This window comes from Sphingobacterium sp. BN32 (genome assembly GCF_030503615.1).
Classification (GTDB): domain Bacteria; phylum Bacteroidota; class Bacteroidia; order Sphingobacteriales; family Sphingobacteriaceae; genus Sphingobacterium.
Genome location: NZ_CP129963.1, coordinates 3,183,135 through 3,204,313 on the forward strand (window position 1 = coordinate 3,183,135; position 21,179 = coordinate 3,204,313).

Below are 21,179 nucleotides of genomic sequence, written 5' to 3' on the forward strand. Positions count from 1 at the left end.
TTGAAACAGGAAAGGAAGGATTAAAGGATTGACAGGATCCTGCTCATCCTTACATCCTTCCTTTCCTGGTTCAGACAATCCATAAAAATAGCGCCTATCTCTAGGCGCCATATGTCTTATATATAAAATCTAACGTCTAATGTCTAAAAAGAAACTAGCCCCTACGCTCTTATATCTAATGTCTCAAATCTAACATCTAATTGTACTTCTTAAGCAAATTCTCAATCACTTTCGGATAGTGCAAATGCTCCAATTGTTGACCATTGAATTTAATCACTTCTAAGGTATCGCCTGGTTCCACACGGAACTTCGCTTGGTAAATTACTTCACCTTCATCGAAGTTTTCATTCACAAAGTGGATCGTAATGCCGTGCTCTTCTTCTCCTGCTTCTAATACCGCTTTGTGGACACGATCGCCATACATTCCTTTTCCGCCGAATTTAGGAAGTAGTGCCGGATGTATATTGATAATCTTATTTGGGAATGCTTTCAACAAATTGTCGGGAACTAACCATAGGAAGCCAGCAAGAACGACAAGGTCAATATCTAATCTTTTCAAAAGATCGACAACTTCATTACTTTCATAAAAATCATGTCTATCGAAAACATGCGTAGGAATTTCAAAGTTATCAGCGCGCTGCAACACGAAGGCTTCCGGGTTGTTGCTAAGCACTAAGGCTACTTCGGCACCGTCAGAATATTTGAAATGCTCCATAATCTTTTGAGCATTTGAACCAGAACCTGAAGCAAAAATAGCGATGCGTTTTCTCACAATGTTTCTATGATTGATAAATAAATAAATGAAATCAACCCAAATATAGAGGTTTTTTTGAAAAGTAGGGGCAAAACGGCGCGCAATTGAACCGAAATCGGTAGATTTAGCTAAGTTAAAAGCGGATTTTACAAGATTATGAAGAATTTTATATATAGCCTCCTCCTATTTCTGATGATGCTGAGTACGGCACATGCGCAGGTTCCCGATACACTACCGGCTTTTAAAGGCATGTTCAAAATGGAGAACAATCAAGCTTTTACGTCGGATTCGCTATCCAAAAAAGGAACTAACATTTTAATATTCTACGATCCAGGATGCGGACATTGTCAGGAATTGGCGTCCGAGGTCGGAAAATCTTTAAATAAGTTTAAAGAGCATACCGACTTTTATTTTATTGCGATGCAGGAAAAAGGTCAGGTTGAAGGCATGCTAAACATGTTTGCCAAAGAACTCATCGGCAAACCCAATGTACATTTCCTCCACGACCCCACAGGTCAGTTTATATTGGCCTTTAACCCAAACAATTTCCCCTTTGCATATATCTATAACGCAGAAACCGGAAAAGAAATTAAGCATTTTAATGGCGAAGGAAAATTGAAGAAACTTATGCCCTATCTGGATATTAGACATTAAATTTTAGATGTGAGATTTTAGAGTGTTGTCTGAACCAGGAAAGGAAGGATGTAAGGATGAACAGGATCGGGCGTCTGGTCTAATTATCTAAAATCTAATGTCTTACATCTAATATCTCACATCTAATATCTCACATCTAATATCTCACATCTACTCCCTAAACAACAACCCACTAAACTTCACCAAATAATCTCGCCAGTTCGACCAGGTGTGTCCACCTTCGGATTCATAATAGGTATATTTCATTCCGATATCGTCTAGTTTCTTGCGGTAGGTTTCTCCGGTTTTATACAGAAAATCTGTCTTTCCCATTCCGATCCAATAGAGGGCAGTCCCATTTTTCTTTTGTTGCAAAAGGTTTTGGTCGAAATTGTCGTAAACAGCAATGTTAGCGGCATCCGATAAGCGGTAGGCTGCGGAGAATAAACCGACATAGTCAAATGTATTGGCGTAAGTGGCGGAGATCACCATGGTATGCGACCCACCCATTGACAGCCCTGCGATGGCTCTATTCTTTTTTCCTTTCTTTATGCGGTAGTGCTTCTCTGCAAAGTTTATGATTTCCTTAAAGTTTGATTCCATCTCCCCTGTCCCAACATCTGGCGTACGGAATTCGACAGCGTACTCCCCTTTTTCGGAATTGCCAGGTGCCGCAGAGTTCGAAGTATGCCCGTTTGGCATCACCACAATCATCGGCACGATCTGTCCGGCAGCAATCAGGTTATCCATGATCTGAGTCACGCGTCCTAAACTTGGCCATGCTTCCTCATCGCCACCCATACCATGCAGAAGGTATAATACCGGGTATGACTTTTTAGAGCTTTCGTATCCTGGCGGCGTATAAATGCTCATTCTTCGCTCCGCATGATTAATTGCAGATGGATACCATACTTTGGTCAATGTTCCATGCGGAACAGCATGGGTTTTATAAAGCTCTGCTTGCGCCCCATTGGTGATAAAATAGTTAAACACATTGCTCACGTCGCGAATCTGATATACATTTAAAGGGTCAGTGATCCGCACCCCATCAACCAAAAAATTATACAAGTATAGGTCGCGCCCCATAGCGTTCTGCGTAGCGGACCAAAGGCCATCGGCATTCTTCGTCATCTTTAGCTTATCGCCTGTCGGAGAGTCGGCAGACAACCAATTCCCTAACACAAAAACCTCCTTGGCCTGCGGAGCAATAAGATTAAAAGTGACCGTATTATCAGCCGCAACTTCGGGCGAGCGTACATCCGCTAGCTTTTTACCAATATTTTCTTGTCCCTCCGCGGAATGGCTAAGACACAGAATAAATAAAAAGAGTGAAATCAAAGGAGCTATTCTCATGGCGTAGAATTATCGGTTTAAATTGTAGACTCTAATATAAAAAACTTTTATGATTCCCCTGATACAGCAACAGGATGAAAGCAGGTCCAACCCGCTAAATATATACAATATCAAAAAAAACCTAAGGGCGACGATTTCCGATAACAATGATAATTAATCGACATTATTAGACAAATAATCTATTTAAATATTTATCTTTGCGGCTCCAAACAAAATACAATGAATCATCCTGTTAAGATAAAAAATGCATTGGTTTCAGTTTACTACAAAGATAACCTTGCGCCTTTAATTCAATTATTACATACTTACGGTGTTACATTTTACTCAACTGGCGGTACAGAAGCGTTTATCCGCGACTTGGACATCCCTGTAGAGCGTGTTGAGGACCTTACAGGTTACCCTTCAATCTTAGGGGGCCGCGTAAAAACGTTACACCCGAATGTATTCGGAGGTATTTTATCCCGTCGCCCATTGGCAGAGGATAAACAACAATTAGATCAATATGAGATTCCAGAAATTGACTTAGTCATTGTTGACCTATATCCGTTTGAAGAAACTGTAGCTTCTGGTGCTGCTGAGCAAGATATTATTGAGAAGATTGATATCGGCGGAATTTCTTTGATCCGCGCTGCTGCAAAAAACTTCAACGACGTGGTGATCATCTCTTCAAAAAATGATTACACAGAATTAGAGGAAATCTTAAAAAATCAGGAAGGTGCAACAAGTTTAGAGCAACGTAAATCGTTTGCAAAACGCGCATTCAATACTTCTTCGCATTATGACACGGCGATCTTCAACTACTTCAACCAAGAGGAGCCAATCGAAGTGTTCAAACAATCGGAGCAAAAAGCACAAACGTTGCGTTACGGCGAAAACCCACACCAAAAGGGGGTATTCTTCGGAAACTTAGATGCAATGTTCGATAAATTAAACGGTAAAGAACTTTCATACAACAACTTAGTAGATGTTGATGCGGCAGTTGCTATTATCGATGAATTCCAAGAGCCAACATTCGCTATCTTGAAACATACCAATGCTTGTGGTGTTGCTTCCCGCAATACCATCAAAGATGCTTGGTTAGCAGCCTTAGCATGTGACCCTGTATCTGCATTTGGTGGCGTTTTAATCTGTAATGCTGAAGTCGATAAAGAAACAGCCGAAGAAATCAACAACCTATTCTTTGAGGTGTTGATCGCTCCTTCATACAGCGAAGATGCTCTTCAAGTATTGACAGCTAAGAAAAATCGCATTATCCTTCGTCGTAAAGAAGTAGCATTGCCTTCACAACAGTTCAAAACCTTGTTGAACGGTGTTATTCTTCAAGACAAAGACAATACTGTTGAAGGCCCTAAGGAAATGACTGCTGCTACCGAGGTAAAACCTACGGAAGAGCAACTAAAGGATCTTTACTTTGCCAATAAAATCGTTAAGCATACGAAATCAAATACGATCGTATTTGCTAAAGATGGTACCCTAATCGCTTCTGGCGTAGGTCAAACGTCACGTGTTGATGCTTTAAAACAAGCAATCGAGAAAGCACAATCTTTCGGTTTCGAAATCAAAGGCAGTGTGATGGCATCGGATGCCTTCTTCCCATTCCCTGACTGTGTCGAAATTGCTGGTGACGCTGGTGTTGTTGCCGTATTGCAACCAGGTGGATCCATCAAAGATCAATTGTCAATTGATATGGCTAACGAAAAAGGAGTTGCTATGGTGACTACAGGCGTTAGACATTTTAAACATTAATTAGATATTAGACATAAGACATTAGATATAAGACGTATGTCGTCTAGAAAAGGGTCGCTTTCGCGACCCTTTTCTTTTGGAGTGTTGGGATCGGTTGTTTTTGGAAGAAAGAATGGAAAGTTTGTCTCGAACCAGGCAAGGAAGGGTGGGTTGTCTTGAACCAAGAAAAAAAGGATTGTAGGATTGGCAGGATCCTGTCTATCCGAGACTGTAACCTGAACTGTGTCAGGGGAATAATTAGATGTAATTCATTATATTCAATTATTCAAACGATACGGTCATGAAAGAACAGACCCCATTTGACTTTGAACGCTTCAAGGCAGAAGCGCTTCAAGGATTATCCGAAGGCAAGAGCCTATCTCCCAATGACGGCGTTCTGGCGCCCCTGATGAAACATCTATTGGAATCGATGCTTTCGGGCGAGATGGACAACCATCTTGAAGAAGAAAAAGCCTCAGGCAATAGTAATCGTAGGAACGGCAAGACCAAAAAGACGGTCCGGGGTCCGCATACGGGCACCTTCGAGTTGGAAACGAGCCGCGATCGATCTGGAACGTTCGAGCCTAAGATTGTCCCCAAACGCCAATTAATCATTACAGAACAGTTAGAAGGTCATGTTTTGAGTATGTATGCCAAAGGTATGAGCATGCGTGGTATCAGCGATTTCATCCGTGAAATGTATGCTATGGAGATTTCCGCGACAGAGATTTCTCGGATTACCGAAAGCGTCATGCCTGCTGTCAATGAATGGCGAAGTCGCCCCTTAGAAGCTGTTTATCCTTTTGTATTCCTGGACTGCATGCACTATAAGGTTCGTCAGAACGGAACGGTAGAATCAAGAGCCATCTACAATATATTGGGTATAGGTATGGATGGTCGTAAAGACCTGATCGGGCTTTATAGTTCAGAACATGAGGGCGCTAAATTTTGGCTTTCGGTTCTTACAGACCTAAAGCAACGCGGTGTTGAGGATATCCTGATTGCCTGTATTGACGGGCTTAAAGGCTTCCCTGAAGCTATAGAGGCCATATTTCCAAAGACTAGGATCCAGCTCTGTGTTGTTCATCAGATCCGTTCGAGCATACGCTATGTGACAGATAAGGACAAAAGAGAAGTAATAGCCGACATGAAACCAATCTACCGAGCGGTCAATGAAGAAATGGGTTATGAGAACCTGCTGCTGTTCGAGGAAAAATGGGGGAAGAAATATCCACTAGCAGTTAAGTCATGGCTGGAAAATTGGGTAAATCTTTCCACCTTCTTCGAATATGACCAGCATATACGGAAGATTATATATACGACTAACCCCATTGAGGGGATGCATCGACAGATCAGAAAGATAACCAAGACAAAGGGAGCTTTCAACTCAGAACAGGCGCTCTTAAAACTAATGTATTTGATCATCAGGGATATTTCCAAAAAATGGACAATGCCCGCACATAACTGGGCATTGACAATATCCCAACTCTATATCAAATTTGGTGATAGAATCAGGCTAGATAAGAGCTTTTAGGTTTAGGTTAATTCCCCATTGACACAGTTCATGTTACACAACCGTCTATCCTACAATCCTTTTTTTCCTGGTTCAGACAAAGTTCATCCTGATTATCCTACAATCCTTTTTTTCCTGCTTCAGACAAAGGTCATCCTGTCTATCCTCTCATCCTTCCTTTCTTGGTTCAGACAAAGTTCATCCTGATTATCCTTACATCCTTCCTTTCTTGGTTCAAAAAAACACGAATCTTCGTCTACTCAGAACCCTTTCACTTCCCTTTCAAACCCAATGTATAACCCAATCAAAGCCGCTCGGAAAGGGCTATGATATGGGTCAGCAAGGGAAGTGAAAAAGTAATCAATAAATAATCGTTAAACCCAATCCTTTCAAAATAGTATTTAGTAGTTAGTACTTAGCATTAAGTCCTATTGCGTAATATCCTATTCATCCTTAAATCTTTTTTTTCCTGGTTCAGACGAACCTCCTTTTGTGGTTTAAACCAAAGGTTCAAAACAACGCATCCCACCAATCCCTTCAGACAACATGTTTCAAAAACCAAATTTATAACCGCCATACGTCTTATATCTAACATCTCACATCTAACGTCTAAATCAAAACATTCCCCCCTCCTATTCGTTACTATACACAAATATCAACAATATGAGAGCTTTAGCATATTTAACTTTGGCGATTGTTATCTTGGCAGCCGCTTGTCAGGGAAACAATAACAATCAGCAAGATACCAAAACGGATAGTATTGAGCTCGATACAGGTCTAATTACCGAAGTGAAAGTCGATACCATACAGCGCATTCGGGACAATTACGAGCGGATCCATGCGATCAAGGACTGGGATAAAATCGATTCGGCGGAGGTGTTGGGCGAATCGACTGAGGGTGGAATTGCTTATTTCTATTACAAGAATAATGTCATGGAGAAGATGGATATCGAATATTATGGCGAGGGTGGTTACACCAATGACTATTATTACTTCAAGGACAATCAAGTTTCTTTCGTTCTGGAGGAAATCTATCGTTATAATGCCCATATGTATTCGCCTGAATTCGACTATGCTAAGACCAAAAAGGCGGAGGAATTTAGGTTCTACTATTTTGACGGGAAATTTGTAAAAGGACTTCCTGAGCAAGCGGATCCGAAATGGCAGGTTGAGCTGGCAGATCGTGCGGCAGTTTTACTTCAACAAAAGGAAAAGATTAGTAAATTGAAAAGATATTAAGCGATCGAATGGAATTTAAGTCTTCTTTTCCACCTATTATTTCTGCTGATGCGAAGGTCCTTATTTTGGGGAGTTTGCCCGGCGACCTCTCTCTGCTTCAACAACAGTACTACGGGCATCCGCAGAACAGGTTTTGGAAATTGATGCATCTGCTGTTTGAGGAGGAGCTCAGTGGTCAGTATGAGGATAGAAAGCGCCTTCTGTTAAAGCATGGCGTTGCCCTGTGGGATGTCTGTGCAAAGGCGATCCGTCCGGGAAGTATGGACTCGGATATTTCGGAAGTGCAGGCGAACCCCATTCCTGAATTGCTGGCGACCTATCCGGGCATTAAACGTGTTTTTTTCAATGGGCAGAAAGCGATGTCGCTTCACGACAAGCTATTAAGTCGCGTTGAAGGGGTAGAATATATTGGTCTGCCGAGTACCAGTCCGGCGAATGCACGCTTCCATTTAACCCTTTTGAAGGAGCATTGGACACAGATTCTTTAACCTATCTGTGCAATAAATTTATCGAATTGGATTTAAAGCTGTTTGCTGGTGAAAAACTTTCGCATTAATCAAGTGGTTTGTTTATTTTTGCAAGCAAGATGTCAGATTTAAAATACAACCAAAGAGGTGTATCCGCTGGTAAAGAGGATGTGCACAATGCGATTAAGAACATTGATAAAGGATTATTCCCACAAGCTTTCTGTAAGATTATCCCTGATATATTAGGTTCCGATGAGGAATGGTGTAATATCATGCATGCAGATGGTGCGGGTACAAAATCTTCCTTAGCCTATGTTTACTGGAAAGAGACTGGCGATGCGTCGGTTTGGCGCGGTATCGCGCAGGACGCTATCATCATGAATGTGGATGATCTACTTTGTGTTGGTGCAATCGATAACATCTTATTATCTTCTACGATTGGCCGTAACAAGAACCTGATTCCGGGTGAAGTTATTGCAGAAATCATCAATGGAACGGAAGAAATTCTTGCGGAGCTTCGTGAGCTGGGTATGGGTATCTACTCTACGGGTGGCGAAACTGCTGACGTAGGCGACCTAGTAAGAACTATTATTGTCGACAGTACCGTTACTTGCCGTATGAAGCGCGAAGATGTGATCTCCAACCACCGTATTCAGGCTGGCAATGTGATTGTAGGTTTGGCGTCTTACGGACAGGCAACTTATGAGAAGGAATACAATGGCGGTATGGGATCCAATGGATTGACTTCTGCACGCCATGATGTGTTCAGCAAATATATCTCTGAGAAATATCCGGAGAGCTTTGACCCTGCAGTGCCATACGATTTGGTATTTGCTGGCGGAAAGGCATTGACGGATAAGATTAAAGTGGAAACTGGCGAGGAGATTACGGCAGGTAAACTGGTATTATCAGCAACACGTACCTATGCACCAGTAATTAAACAGATATTGGATAAGTACCGTTCGCAAATCGATGGTATGGTTCATTGTTCTGGTGGTGCACAAACGAAAGTATTGCATTTCGTAGATGCTGTCCACGTGATCAAAGACAACTTGTTCCCGATTCCAGCGCTATTCGAGTTAATTCAAAAAGAGTCGAATACCGATTGGCAAGAAATGTACAAGGTATTCAATATGGGACACCGCATGGAACTTTATGTTCCTGAGGAGATTGCTGCCGATATTATCGCTATATCGGAGTCTTTCAACATCCCAGCACAAATCATCGGTCGCGTAGAGGCGGCAGATACTAAGAAAGTAACTATTCGCTCTCCATACGGAGAATTTATTTACGAATAAATTTGACGTGGACGGCAAGAAAATTATAGGTAGAACAGAGATCATCGATTTGCCCGAATTGGGGCTCTACGATATCGACGCTAAAATAGACACCGGCGCCGAAACTTCTGTTCTACACTGTGAACAAATGGAAGTAGTCAATAAAAAAGGGCATCTCTATGTGATCGGGCATATCCGTCCGAACCTCGATAGCGATAAGGTTTTGAAGTTGACTTTCCCTGTCCATCGTGAAAGAACGATTAAGAGTTCTTTTGGGCAGTCAGAAATCCGCTATATATTTCTAACAAAAATCCGGATGTTCAATGAGCTGTACGATATTAAACTCTCCTTTCGCGACAGATCAGCAATGTCCTACCCCATGCTTTTAGGGCGTAATTTTATCACTCGAAAATTTTTAGTGGATGTGGCTAAGAAAAATCTAGCATCCAATTTGATATAAAATATAAAAGCCCATTTATCTGTTAAAGAACTAAGAAAGTGAAGATAGCTATATTATCGACAAACAAGTCAATTTATTCGACCAAGCGTTTGGTTGAAGCTGCCGTTGCTCGCGGACATGAATGTGTGGTGATGGATCACAGCAAATGTTATGTGGGCATACAACAGGGCAAACCATCCATACATTATAAGGGCCAAGATATCGGCGAGATTGACGCCATCGTACCTCGTATCGGTTCATCCGTTACGTTTTACGGATCGGCAATCGTCCGTCAGTTTGAAGTAATGGGAGTTATTTCTGCCAACCCGAGTCAGGCGATCACGCGTTCGCGCGATAAACTGCGTTGTATGCAAATCCTTTCAGGTGCAGGCTTAGGTCTACCGATTACAGGTTTTGCGAGAACGGCATCTGATGTGGACGACCTGATCAATATGGTGGGCGGAGCACCACTGGTTATTAAATTGCTAGAAGGAACGCAGGGAATCGGTGTGGTATTGGCAGAGACTAAGAAAGCGGCATCTTCGGTAATTGAGGCTTTCTATGGCTTAGGGAACAACATCTTGATTCAAGAATATATCAAAGAGGCAAAAGGAACGGATATCCGTGCTTTTGTTGTCGACGGTAAAGTAGTTGGCGCCATGAAGCGTACCGCGAAAGAAGGCGAATTCCGCTCGAACCTGCACCGTGGCGGTACGGCGGAAGTCATCAAATTGACGCGTAAAGAAAAAGAAACTGCTATCGCTGCAGCACGCGCAATGGGACTTACCGTGGCAGGCGTAGATATGCTGCCTTCATCCCGTGGCCCACTTATCCTGGAGGTAAACTCATCTCCTGGCTTGGAAGGTATAGAACAAGCTACAGGTAAGGATATCGCCGGCGAAATTATTAAATATATCGAAAGGCAATATGAGGCTAAGCAACTCGCTAAGCCTGCAACGATAAGAACAAAGATTAAGAAACAGAGTAATCTGTAGAAATAGCCTGCTAAAGCAGGCTATTTTAGTAGTTAGTACTTAGTACTTAGTAATTAGACCTATGGCGGTAAAGATTTTCGTTAAGATTGACGTTTCTGTCTGAACCAGGAAAGGAAGGATTTTAAGATTAATAGGATATTACGCTATAGGTCTTTATACTAACTACTAACTACTAAATACTATTTCTTGGTTCAAAGACAACACATTCTGCCAATCCTTCCACCCTTCTTTTCTTATTTCAGAGCTTGGCTTACTTCAATTGGTAAATCTGATTCTAAAATAGAGGCTCCGTCGGCAAAGACTGCTCTAAATTTTTCGGCGCGTTCTTCTTTGGTTAGAAGTTTATCGTAGGTAGGTGCTGATGAAATCATGCACATGACGCCTTTTTCGTGAAAGAATTTGTACATGTCTTGATTGGCGGCTTTAATCTCCGGACCAATATAAACGATCATCCGATTAAAGGGCAATCCCGATTGAACGAACTTGTCTAAATCCTGTTGTGTTTTGATATGCATAGATAGATACTGCTTTGGGTTCTTCTCCAGGTAGAATCTTGCTTGTTCGACATTGTGCACTGTTACCCATACCCATGCATAGGCATCGTGCTTTCTGATGATTTCAGCAGTCATCTCCATCGGAAGATCCTTTTTATCCAGGTTTAGGATGGTCTTTCCCTTCGCCCAGATAATCATCTCGTCTAATGTATTGATCTTATATTTTGTTGCTTGCCCTTGCTTATCCTTCAGCTTCAGCTTCTTCAAGTCTGCCCAAGTGTAGTCGATTACTTTTCCGGTTCCAGTAGTCGTACGGTCGAGTGTCGCGTCATGCACCATCACAGGGATACTATCTTTCGTCAAGCGAGGGTCGATCTCAAAGATGGCTACCGTATGCTTCAGCACTTCCTTCATGGAAGGGATGGAGTTCTCAGGCATATGATTCTCAATCGTTCCTCTATGTCCGGATATCACTTTCTTGTCCGAAGCATATTCGAAGTACTTGTACATCTCATCTACGGTTTTGAAGTTTAGCTTATGAAGCTTTTGGGCTGAGGCTTGAAGCGATAGCATCAATATAGCGCCTGCAAAAAATAGTTTTTTCATTAGGATTTAATTGTATGCGAAATTAAGCATTCAGCTTTAACAAATTAAAACCTTTATGTTTATCCAATGTTATCAGCGTGAGTGCAGAATTCTCTTGAACGATCTTTCTGTAGTTCTTCAAAGGCATTCCAAGTTGGCTCGACATGAATAAACGGTTGACGCCGTTGTGTCCAACAACAAGGATTGTTTTGCCATCATATTTATCCATCAACTCGTTATAGAAACTATTTAAGCGTGCAATGACTTGCTTGGCTGTTTCTCCTGTGCGACCTGCCGCATGTTCTTCGGGATTGGAAAGCCAATTGTCCCAAGACTCCGGGTCTTCAGCAATAAATTCGTCGGAACGCTTCCCTTCCCAGTTACCGAAGTCTACTTCGATAAGGCGTTCGTCGGTTACAACGCGTGCTTCTTCGCCGGAAGCGATAGCTGCTGTATGCTTAGCGCGTTTTAACGGCGATGAAAAGATATGGTCGAAGCTAAAGTCTTTCAACAGCTCATTCATACGATTGGCCTGCTGAAGTCCTTTTTCAGTAAGTTCTATATCTGTTCTTCCGCAGTATTTATTTCCGTCGGCATTGTATGCTGTCTCACCGTGACGTAATAGGCAAATAGTAATCATCTATAAATAATTTAAATCGCTAAGTTTCTGTTTAAATGCTAGGTATTGCTCTTCATAGGCGGCTAGCAATGTCGTGTCGGGCTGAACTTCCTTCTCAATTTGAGTCATGGCAGATGCCGCTTCGATCAAGGAAGCATAATAGGTATTGGATGCCGCCATGATTGCTGCACCAAATGCACCGCTTGCTTCTTTACACTTGAAAATAGGCACATTCATCACCGAGGCTCTAATCTTCAGCCATACATCGGAGTTACTGCCTCCACCGGCCGAATAAACCGCCTCCACTTTCTCTCCAGACAGGTCTTCGATGATCTCATAAGCCAGGCGCTCGATAAAAGCGACCCCTTCTAAACCTGAGGTAAATAGTGCCGCTCTGCTCGCGTTTTCCGGAAAGAATGCTCTTGCCTGAGGCGCCATAATAGGATATCTTTCACCTTCTTGTTTCAAAGGCCAGGCAAGAAGTCCCGTTGGGATAAGTTTTTCTGCTTCTACATTTAGTTCTTGCAGATTTTCTGCGAAATCTAAGGATATCCAGTCAGCGCCGGTATTGCTTGCCCCTCCGGGCATCCAATATCCTTCCGGATGACGGTGACTATATAATCTTCCTAATGGATCGACCACATTGTTTTTCGTTACTCCCTTGATGACCAAGGTGGTTCCTATCGTCGTATTCCATGTACCTGGTCTAACAGCACCCGACGCCATTTGCGTGGCACATCCGTCTGTCATCCCAACAACAACGTCTATACGCGGGATTCCCCAAGTCGCTGCTAGATCAACATCGAGTTTGCCCACTACTGTGCCGGAAGGTACTACTTCCTGAAGCCAGCTAGGCTTTAAGCCTATCTCTTGAGTAACAAATGCTGGCCACTCTAGCTTTTCAAGATCATATGCCGACTTTAAAACGTTGGTATAATCGGTCGTATGGTAATTGCCGCTAAACTTGCCAACGATATAATCCGAAGCATGGATCCAAAGGCTAATTTGTTCGGCCTTTTCTGGATAGGTTTCAACAAACCATAGCATCTTAGAGATGCCCGATGAGGCATTGAACCCTGTATATCCATCCTTCACATATTTGCTGGCAATTTCCTTGCAGCGCTTGCCCTGTTCTACCGAACGAGGATCGCTGTACATAATCGCATCATGCAAAGGTTTTAAGTCCTTATCCAGTGGGATAACCGTGCCTGAGGTCGATGTAACAGATAGGGCGAGGATATCGGATTTGTTGATATGCGCAGGCAAAGAACTAATCAGATCAGCCATCATTTCCCTGCAATCCTGCCACCATAAGTCTGGAGATTGCTCCTCTCTGAATCGTTCGTCTAAGTCGAACTTACGCGCATCAGATGCGATCAGTTTACCTTGTTGATCTACCAATACAATTCTTGCTCCCTGCGTTCCGACGTCTACTCCGAAGAAATATTTGTTCATCTATGCTCCTACTTGTTTAAAGGTTTTACGCGCATTTTTCCACTCCAAATACAATTGCTCGAATTCTTCATGGTCTTGCGGATGAATTTCTTCCAACAGCTCAGGGCTGATGTTCGGTACGTGCAAGGCGTCATTACATACGAATACGCCTCCAAGTACAGAAGCCTGGCGGAATGTATCGCGTATTTTGATGCTCTTGCCGAATAGATTGGCGATAAACTGACGTAGCTTGCGGCTTTCTACTCCACCGCCACATGCCCAGATATAAGATTCGTTATGCGGCGAAACCGCGCATAAGAACTTGTAGTTTTCGTAGATGCTGCATGCGATATCCCAAAGAATAGCGAATACAAAGCTGCCACGCGTTAATTGATGGGAAACTGGCGCATTGAAAATAAAACCACCTTTGGTCAAGGGTTCTTCCTCATCGGCAATTAGTGACCCCAAGGAGGCAACACATTGCGAATAGGTAGCATCCTCTAATTCACGCTCAATAACATCATAACCTTCGTTTGGATAGAAGATTTCCTTCAGGCGCTGATAGTTCAATCCGGTAACACCGGCATTCGCTTCCAGGATGAAGTTATGCTCGTCGATATGACGGCTTGTCCAAGTGCGCTGATCCTCATCTTTCTCATAGGTATCGACGATCTTGATGATCGGAGTCGTCGTTCCTGAAACAATGACTACGTCGTTTGCAGAAGGATCCATACTACGGATTGCCAGCTGCGTATCTCCTCCCCCAACAACAACGGCAGCTTCCGCGTTGATAGCTAAGGTATTTGCCACCTCTGGAAGGATAGTTCCAAGAACAGAGGTAGCATTTTTCAATTGTGGCAATATGTTAGCTGGAAGTTGAAACAAATCCAGCAAGATGTTACTCCATTGTTTTTTCTCTACATCGTAAAGCAACGTTTCGGATGCTTGAGAATGCTCGTAGCATGTAACGCCCGAGAACTTATACTGAATCCAGTCGCTAATGCTCATCACGCAAGCGATTTTATCGAATAGATCCGGATAGACTTCCCTTACGCCAACTAATTTAAAAGCGGAGAACAGCGAAGTCGGATAGCGCCCTGATAAGTTGTAAACTGTATCCTTATCTGTCAGGTCTTTTTCCCATTTACGCCCTCTATGATCGATATTAGGCATCCCAAGTAGGGAGTTACCCTCGGCGTCAATAACAACTATTCCTTCGCGTTGGCTGGTCGCTGTAATGGCGTTAATTTTAACATCACCCGCTTCAGCCAGTGCATCTTTTGCAAGATGCAGGATCTGATCCCAAAGCTCATTTGGATTAAAGAAGATGGATTCTTCGTAGTTCGTATCGGACTCGTAATGAACATTCTCGCGTTTGATACTCAAGATTTCCCCGGTCGGAGTTGCTACCCCAACACGAGCATTACCCGTACCAATATCTACTATTAAATAGGCTTCTTTTTGTGCCATGATTATTGAATCGTTGTTTTATCTAAAACTGCTTTGTTAACCAGTTGTTTTATCGATTTATTGCCATTGATAAAGAACTCACGCAAGTTATTGTTCATAATAAATGCATGGTGATCTTCCACCTCATGCGTTGCACCGGCGATATGCGGTGTTGCCAACACGTTTTTGTTCAAGATCATTTTATAGTCGATCTCATCAGGTGGTTCGTTGTAGAATACATCCAACACAGCTCCTCTGATTTTACCATTCTCGATGATGTCCAGCAAATCCTCACGATTAACAACCGTTGCACGTGCCGTATTGACGAAGATCGCTTCAGGTTTCATCAGTGAAAGGTATTTCTTATCGATCATACCTTTCGTCTCATTAGTTACCGGCAAGTGGATACCGACTACGTCGCACTCCGCAAATAACTCATCCAATTCTACCTTTTTGAAGTCTGTATTTTCATCCGTGTAATATGGATCAAAGTAATAGATTTCACATGGGAAATTGACAAGCATACGCGCAATGTGCTGTCCGACCGCTCCGAATCCTACCATACCAACGCGCTTGCCAGCCAATTCATTGCCCTTAAATTGCAAGTATGAGGTATGTGCGCCTTCGCCCCAGTTCTTTCCTTCCAACCAGTTGATACCTGGGATGGTATTACGCATTAAGGTGATCACATTAGCAATAAACATCTCGGCAACCGCTTGCGCATTTCTTGCCGGCGTGTTAAATACCGGAATCCCTAATTCTGTAGCAACCGCTAGATCGATATTGGAAGGTGTACCGCGGCAAATTCCTACGAATTTTAATTCAGGATTCGCACGTAATACATCAGCTGTTATTTCATCGTGTTCAGAAATCAAAGCATCAACTCCCGTTTCCTGGATCAATGCAGTTAACTCTTCAGGATTATATGCACGTCCATGAGGTTTCCATGAACGGTAAACAACTTCATCAAAAAGGCCTTCCAACTCTTTCAAAGCTTTCGCATTCTCGTAAGGCGCTGTAAGTAATACTTTCATAATTATTCTATACTATTCTAAACTATTTATTGTTAATTGTGTGATTCTACTTCTTTTGGAATGGTGATAAATTTGGTCAATACAGCGCTGACTAAATACAGTCCTGCCAAAACCCAAATAACGCCCGCACTTCCAATGGTGCTAATTAATAATCCGACGATTGCCGGTCCGACAAATACCGGTAGACCTGCCCCTAAATTGAGGATAGCCATCGCAGCTCCCTTATCTTCTTTGACAAGCGAAGGAACAAGTGCTGATAATGGAACATATCCTGCGAGCAACGCTCCCCATGCGATACCAGCGGCCATTACCGCCCAATAACTCCCCCCAAACCAAATCGGTGAATAATAAAACAAGACTGTCGTGATAGCGCATCCTACGCCACCAAACCACATGATGGTATTCTGCCATCCTAAGCGGTCGCCAACAAATCCGAAGATCAGATTGAAGATGATGTTACTGGTGAAGATGGTCCCCCATATCTGCAACCATTCTTTCGTGTCGAAGCCATGCTCTGCCATATATAGCGGAAGGAATACGGGAAATGCAAATTGCGCTGTCGTGTTGATGACACGCACAATTCCGCCGATCAATACCTTTGGTTCCTTCTTAACGATGGTTAATCCGTTGCTCAGTTCTTGCATCTTAGAACCTTTGGAAGCTTTTGTTTCGAACTTATCACGGTTTAAAACCAATGCAAAGAACGCCCCTACCAATACCCATAAGATTGAACTCCATAAGGTATTTTCATATCCCCATCGCTCCAATGCCCAACTGGAATAATAGGCTCCCAATACATTTAATCCACCTGTAAATACAAACCAAAACCATCCGACTGCCCGACCTAAGATATCTTGTGGCGCTTTATAGGTTATCCAAACCATGAACGAATAAGCAAACAACGGATATCCAAATCCTCTGATTGCGTAGAAAAACAACATGGATGTGTAGTCTAATTTCGCCATCCCCATACCCACAAAACCTATCGTACCGATGATGTAAAGTAGAAGTCCCATGGCCATCGCCTTCCTTGGTCCATAACTTTCGGCTAATACGCCGGAAAACCAAGAAGAGATTGCTATGGTAATTCCATACACCGTAAATAGTAGCGAGGATTGTTCGATGGACATGCCATGTTCAATCAGATAAGGACTCAGCCATCCCTGCTCGACGCCGTCCCCCATCATAAAAATCAGAATACCTAGGTATCCCCACTTTAAATTGCTAGGTATCCCCAGCCTGTTCATTAAATTGTCTTGTGCCATTAGGTTTAGTATTGTAATTGGTTGATGTAAATATGCTATCTAAAATAAATAAAAATTAACAAAATATAATATTTTAAAAGTAATCAGACCCAAAAAAAGGAAAAGTGGGCTATTAAGAACGCTTTTCCGTTTATTTAATTCAAGTAGTTTACAAAATAAAACCTACTCGCTGGGTCACTACATCAACCTCAGTTCAGGACTAGATATAATTAATATCTGCTGACAAAAACCAATGGTCACTAGGCACAATATTCTTCCATCGATCTTTTATGATAACCGACTTCGACGCACTCAATTGACCTTTAATGAATATGAAATCGATCTTCTTCGCTTTGGCATTTCGTTCAGCATCATCCGGACGGAATGCATTGGTCGTTCCTTCAGGTTTTGCATCACCATTGCTCAATACGTAGCTATCTTTCCATCCCGCATTGATGATCTCGGGATAAAGACCGGCGCCATATCCATTGTTGAAATCTCCGGTAAGTATCTGCGGAAAGTCATCTTGATATTGCGCTGCTTCCTCTAGTACTACTTTGATCTGACCTAGCTTTGCTTCATTACTAACATGATCCAGATGTAAGTTAATCAGTCGGATTTCTCTGTTCGTTTTTTTATCCAGCAGTCGCACCCAGCTACAGTTTCTCGCTCTCGCACTTCCCCAGGAGATACTTCCTGCAATCAGTGGAGTTTCGGATAACCAATACCCCCCTGCTGTGATCAATTCAAAGCGCTTCTTGGAAAAAAGAATAGGGTTTTTCGCAATTCCATGATAGCCTTCTTTGAACTTATCCATCTCCGGACCGTCAAATCCAAAAGCAAAATAGTCTTTTAGATCATTCTTTAAATCTAAGAACTGATTTCTAAGAACTTCCTGAAAACCGATCAAGTCGGCTTGCTGTTTCTTGATTACCTGAATACAGGCTTCACGTCGATGTTGCCAACCCAGTCCTTTCTCGTTATCTTCCGGTAAATCCACACGGATATTGCAAGAAAGAACGCGGATACCAACATTTGCTTTCTGCGAATCCAATGCAAGCACCTGGCTAGAGCCTAGCAAAGGCAGGCTTGCCAGAAGGCCCGCCTGCTTTATAAAGTTTCTCCTTGAAGAGTTATTAAAATCATTCATAGGATGTTGTATTTTTTATGCGTTTGCTGCAGTTTCTTCGCCTAAGTAAGCACCTGAGTTGATAAGTTCTGCACGTAATTCTGCCACATCTACTTCCGATGGTGATACGCCCTTACGAACAGCTAATTTCGCTGCACGGCCTGCTGCCTCACCCATGGCCATACATGGCGCCATTACGCGAATTGCAGACATCGCCTCATGTGTAGTCGAGATTGAACGACCTGCTACTAATAAGTTCTTCACTTTTTGCGGAACCAATGATCTGTATGGGATATCATAGCTATCGCCACACCAAGTCAATGTACAACCGCCACCTTCGGGATGGTGAATATCTAATGGGTAACTCGCTACAGCCACTGCATCATCAAATCTGCGGCAACCTAAGATGTCATCCGCTGTCATCACGTAGTTTCCTACAATGCGACGAGATTCACGAATACCTAAGAAAGGCGCCATTTTAGTAAAATGCGAGTTCTCAAATCCTGGAACATACTCCTGCAAATAGCGTTGGATCTCTTCTACTTGCTTACGGCCTTCAATTTCACCGAAAGTCAAACTTTCCGGATTAGTACCATCTACACCGTTGATACGCGACATATTCACCCATACTTCGCCCTCACGCAAACCTGTAATCAGGATCGTACGCTCAACTGGAAGATGGTATCCTGCCTGACGAGCTTTTTCCATCACACTGCGAAGACCTACCACGATGAACTGATGATTCTGTCCGAAGTATTCCGCAGGAATGAAATCCGTTAAATATGTTCTAGGTTCTTCAGCGATAGACATACGCAATTTGTCGGTATCCACATTCGCCATACAGAACATCAAGGTCGGTGGCTGCGCACCTCCAACTTCATTCCCTTGCTCACATTCTACACCGGCTTTGTAAGCAACATCCGCATCACCTGTACAGTCAATAACCGTTTTAGCCAATATCACTTCTCTACCTGATTTGCTTTCAATGATTACACCTTTCAGCTCATCACCTTCCATCACAACTCCCGCCGAGAATACATACAGCAATACTTTAACGCCTGCTTCCTCCAACACTTTCAGACCAACATTCTTTACCGCTTCGGGTTCAACTAAAGTTAAACTCATGTGCAAAGGACATGGACGGTGCTCCGAAGCAGCATCAACTTCTTTCAATCTGTCGATAAACTTCTGTGGCAAACCTTTAATGATCTGATTTCCTTTCTGACCAAGGAAACCTAGAATAGGTAAACCAATCGTCATATTGCCACCCACAAAACTACGGTTATCGATTAATGCAACCTTCAAACCATCAGATGCGGCCGCTTGAGCTGCAATGATACCTGCAGGTCCGCCACCAACAACCAATACATCCACATCCATACGAACCGGCGTCTCTCTCGCGGGCTCAAGAATAGTCTTTACTTCTCCCATGTCGAATTATAAATAATATTTTAAATCTTTTAATTACGCTTCTATAGCTGCTTGATGCTCTTCCGGCTTCTCTTTCTTAACCATCGTCCACAGAATCAAAACAGCAATTGGATGCATAAAGGCCATTGCAATAAAGATGGTTCCAGCACCCAATGAACCCATCATTTGACCTACGAAATAGTTGAACAATACAGCACCTAATGCGCCAAATCCTCCTGCGATCCCCAGTACCGAAGCCACGTTCTTCACCGGAAATGCTTCAGCAATTACTACACTGATAGTAAACAACCAGCTTAAACAAGCTACCGCCACCAACGCAAAGATAAAGATCGTCAAATAAGGACTCGTTACATAGGTTGTTAAACAACACAAAGGAGCCAACACCGCGATACTGCTCAACATAATCTTACGAGCAAGCAACGGTTCCTTACCATTTCTCACCATCTTATCAGACCATGCAGACGTTCCAATTGCACCGATATCAGCAACTAAGAACGGTATCCAGCCGAACATGCCAATCTGAGCTAATGTCAACCCACTTTCCTCCTGCAGATAGCCAGGCAACCAGAATAAACAGAAATACCAAACCGGATCACTAACAAAACGGATAAGCAAGATACCCCATAAGGTCTTTCTGCTCCATAACTGACCCCAAGTGAAGGCTGTTTCTTCCTTTTGATCGACCTGCGCACCTGTAGCCTCCGCTCTGATTTCCGCAGGCGGCTCCGTATAGATTAAGAACCAAAGCAACGCAATGATTAATCCGACTACCCCTGCAACGATAAAAACCGTATGAAAATTATAGCGCATTGCTAACCAAGCCACCAATGGAGGCGCAATGATGGCTCCGATCGAACTACCTGCCACACATAAACTATTTGCTGTGGCGCGAAGCTTGCCGGAAAACCAAACGGTTACTACCTTTAGTTGTGCCGGAAAATTAGTAGGCTCTGCCGCTCCCAACATCCCTCTAAAAAATAAGAAAGAACCGAACGTTCTCGAGAAGCCGCCACCCAAACAAGCGATCGACCATCCCAAGATACCGCCAAGCATCACCTTGCGCTCGCCAAACTTATCAACAAGCCATCCGGACACAGGATACATCAGCGCGTAGAATACGGTAAAAACATTCAACACCAACGCATAACCATCATCTCCCAAATCAAACTCCTCCTTCAGCATAGGTTTCAATATCGAAACTATCTGACGATCATAGTAGTTAAAGACGATAGCCAGAAAGATGACGAATATGATAAACCAACGACGTTTGTGAGCTGGAATCGGCAGTATAAATTTTGACATAAGGTATTTTGGTTATTGCTGAATCTAAATCTAACAAGTCAAATGTAGAAAAAAAGATTAGAA

General features: G+C 42.9%; 19 protein-coding genes. 8 read left to right on the plus strand and 11 right to left on the minus strand.

The window, feature by feature from the left end; genetic code table 11:
- Positions 1-196 precede the first annotated feature (196 nt).
- Positions 197-772, minus strand: coding sequence for a phosphoribosylglycinamide formyltransferase (gene purN / locus QYC40_RS13470; protein ID WP_149525189.1), 576 nt, complete (start codon positions 770-772; stop codon positions 197-199).
- Between the two features lie 138 nt (positions 773-910).
- On the opposite strand from purN, the gene QYC40_RS13475 reads away from it, so the two are divergent.
- Entirely contained in the window at positions 911-1,408 is a 498-nt protein-coding gene (locus QYC40_RS13475) for a peroxiredoxin (protein WP_301990653.1), read from the plus strand.
- A 150-nt stretch (positions 1,409-1,558) separates the two neighbouring features.
- On the opposite strand, the gene QYC40_RS13480 is transcribed toward QYC40_RS13475, so the two are convergent.
- A complete protein-coding gene (locus QYC40_RS13480; RefSeq protein ID WP_301990654.1) occupies positions 1,559-2,740 on the minus strand; it encodes an esterase in 1,182 nt (393 codons plus the stop codon).
- A 219-nt stretch (positions 2,741-2,959) separates the two neighbouring features.
- Here QYC40_RS13480 and purH point away from each other — a divergent pair, with 219 nt between their 5' ends.
- The 7 genes from purH (at position 2,960) to rimK (ending at position 10,395) form a co-directional block, all read left to right on the plus strand.
- A complete protein-coding gene (gene purH, locus QYC40_RS13485; protein ID WP_301990655.1) occupies positions 2,960-4,486 on the plus strand; it encodes a bifunctional phosphoribosylaminoimidazolecarboxamide formyltransferase/IMP cyclohydrolase in 1,527 nt (508 codons plus the stop codon).
- 280 nt (positions 4,487-4,766) lie between these two features.
- Complete coding sequence (locus tag QYC40_RS13490) at positions 4,767-5,999, plus strand: IS256 family transposase (protein WP_301990610.1); 1,233 nt, start codon at positions 4,767-4,769, stop codon at positions 5,997-5,999.
- Positions 6,000-6,641: 642 nt separating this feature from the next.
- Entirely contained in the window at positions 6,642-7,217 is a 576-nt protein-coding gene (locus QYC40_RS13495; protein WP_301990656.1) for a hypothetical protein, read from the plus strand.
- 8 nt (positions 7,218-7,225) lie between these two features.
- The gene (locus QYC40_RS13500; protein ID WP_301990657.1) at positions 7,226-7,705 is read left to right on the plus strand and encodes a DNA-deoxyinosine glycosylase; all 480 of its coding nucleotides are present in this window, start codon (positions 7,226-7,228) and stop codon (positions 7,703-7,705) included.
- A 98-nt stretch (positions 7,706-7,803) separates the two neighbouring features.
- Entirely contained in the window at positions 7,804-8,982 is a 1,179-nt protein-coding gene (locus QYC40_RS13505) for an AIR synthase related protein (protein ID WP_301990658.1), read from the plus strand.
- 7 nt (positions 8,983-8,989) lie between these two features.
- Positions 8,990-9,421 (plus strand): RimK/LysX family protein, encoded by a 432-nt coding sequence (locus QYC40_RS13510; RefSeq protein WP_286651956.1) that lies wholly within the window; start codon positions 8,990-8,992, stop codon positions 9,419-9,421.
- A 38-nt stretch (positions 9,422-9,459) separates the two neighbouring features.
- Complete coding sequence (rimK, locus tag QYC40_RS13515) at positions 9,460-10,395, plus strand: 30S ribosomal protein S6--L-glutamate ligase (RefSeq protein ID WP_301990659.1); 936 nt, start codon at positions 9,460-9,462, stop codon at positions 10,393-10,395.
- Positions 10,396-10,628: 233 nt separating this feature from the next.
- Here the strand turns inward: rimK and QYC40_RS13520 are convergent, their stop codons facing one another.
- The 9 genes from QYC40_RS13520 to QYC40_RS13560 all read right to left on the minus strand — a co-directional run bounded on the left by QYC40_RS13520 (position 10,629) and on the right by QYC40_RS13560 (position 21,116).
- On the minus strand, positions 10,629-11,495 hold the full coding sequence (locus QYC40_RS13520; protein ID WP_301990660.1) for a glycerophosphodiester phosphodiesterase family protein: 867 nt from the start codon (positions 11,493-11,495) through the stop codon (positions 10,629-10,631).
- A gap of 22 nt (positions 11,496-11,517) precedes the next feature.
- Positions 11,518-12,114, minus strand: a complete 597-nt coding sequence (locus QYC40_RS13525) for a histidine phosphatase family protein (RefSeq protein WP_301990661.1) — start codon at positions 12,112-12,114, stop codon at positions 11,518-11,520.
- A complete protein-coding gene (locus QYC40_RS13530) occupies positions 12,115-13,548 on the minus strand; it encodes an FGGY-family carbohydrate kinase (RefSeq protein ID WP_301990662.1) in 1,434 nt (477 codons plus the stop codon).
- On the minus strand, positions 13,549-14,997 hold the full coding sequence (locus QYC40_RS13535) for an FGGY-family carbohydrate kinase (RefSeq protein ID WP_301990663.1): 1,449 nt from the start codon (positions 14,995-14,997) through the stop codon (positions 13,549-13,551).
- A 2-nt stretch (positions 14,998-14,999) separates the two neighbouring features.
- The gene (locus QYC40_RS13540) at positions 15,000-16,010 is read right to left on the minus strand and encodes a 2-hydroxyacid dehydrogenase (RefSeq protein WP_301990664.1); all 1,011 of its coding nucleotides are present in this window, start codon (positions 16,008-16,010) and stop codon (positions 15,000-15,002) included.
- Between the two features lie 32 nt (positions 16,011-16,042).
- Positions 16,043-17,275, minus strand: coding sequence for an MFS transporter (locus QYC40_RS13545; protein WP_301990665.1), 1,233 nt, complete (start codon positions 17,273-17,275; stop codon positions 16,043-16,045).
- A 199-nt stretch (positions 17,276-17,474) separates the two neighbouring features.
- The gene (locus QYC40_RS13550) at positions 17,475-18,404 is read right to left on the minus strand and encodes an endonuclease/exonuclease/phosphatase family protein (protein ID WP_301990666.1); all 930 of its coding nucleotides are present in this window, start codon (positions 18,402-18,404) and stop codon (positions 17,475-17,477) included.
- 15 nt (positions 18,405-18,419) lie between these two features.
- Positions 18,420-19,814 (minus strand): FAD-dependent oxidoreductase, encoded by a 1,395-nt coding sequence (locus QYC40_RS13555; protein ID WP_301990667.1) that lies wholly within the window; start codon positions 19,812-19,814, stop codon positions 18,420-18,422.
- A gap of 33 nt (positions 19,815-19,847) precedes the next feature.
- A complete protein-coding gene (locus QYC40_RS13560) occupies positions 19,848-21,116 on the minus strand; it encodes an MFS transporter (protein WP_301990668.1) in 1,269 nt (422 codons plus the stop codon).
- Between the last annotated feature and the right edge of the window lie 63 nt (positions 21,117-21,179).

Coding starts and splice junctions, on each gene's coding strand:
- QYC40_RS13525 (WP_301990661.1), bottom strand. CDS start 12,114: ATGATTACTATTTGCCTATTACGTCACGGTGAGACAGCATACAATGCC.
- QYC40_RS13530 (WP_301990662.1), bottom strand. CDS start 13,548: ATGAACAAATATTTCTTCGGAGTAGACGTCGGAACGCAGGGAGCAAGA.
- QYC40_RS13520 (WP_301990660.1), bottom strand. CDS start 11,495: ATGAAAAAACTATTTTTTGCAGGCGCTATATTGATGCTATCGCTTCAA.
- QYC40_RS13505 (WP_301990658.1), top strand. CDS start 7,804: ATGTCAGATTTAAAATACAACCAAAGAGGTGTATCCGCTGGTAAAGAG.
- QYC40_RS13550 (WP_301990666.1), bottom strand. CDS start 18,404: ATGAATGATTTTAATAACTCTTCAAGGAGAAACTTTATAAAGCAGGCG.
- purH (WP_301990655.1), top strand. CDS start 2,960: ATGAATCATCCTGTTAAGATAAAAAATGCATTGGTTTCAGTTTACTAC.
- QYC40_RS13560 (WP_301990668.1), bottom strand. CDS start 21,116: ATGTCAAAATTTATACTGCCGATTCCAGCTCACAAACGTCGTTGGTTT.
- QYC40_RS13475 (WP_301990653.1), top strand. CDS start 911: ATGAAGAATTTTATATATAGCCTCCTCCTATTTCTGATGATGCTGAGT.
- QYC40_RS13495 (WP_301990656.1), top strand. CDS start 6,642: ATGAGAGCTTTAGCATATTTAACTTTGGCGATTGTTATCTTGGCAGCC.
- QYC40_RS13545 (WP_301990665.1), bottom strand. CDS start 17,275: ATGGCACAAGACAATTTAATGAACAGGCTGGGGATACCTAGCAATTTA.
- QYC40_RS13555 (WP_301990667.1), bottom strand. CDS start 19,814: ATGGGAGAAGTAAAGACTATTCTTGAGCCCGCGAGAGAGACGCCGGTT.
- QYC40_RS13535 (WP_301990663.1), bottom strand. CDS start 14,997: ATGGCACAAAAAGAAGCCTATTTAATAGTAGATATTGGTACGGGTAAT.
- QYC40_RS13540 (WP_301990664.1), bottom strand. CDS start 16,010: ATGAAAGTATTACTTACAGCGCCTTACGAGAATGCGAAAGCTTTGAAA.
- QYC40_RS13500 (WP_301990657.1), top strand. CDS start 7,226: ATGGAATTTAAGTCTTCTTTTCCACCTATTATTTCTGCTGATGCGAAG.
- QYC40_RS13480 (WP_301990654.1), bottom strand. CDS start 2,740: ATGAGAATAGCTCCTTTGATTTCACTCTTTTTATTTATTCTGTGTCTT.
- QYC40_RS13490 (WP_301990610.1), top strand. CDS start 4,767: ATGAAAGAACAGACCCCATTTGACTTTGAACGCTTCAAGGCAGAAGCG.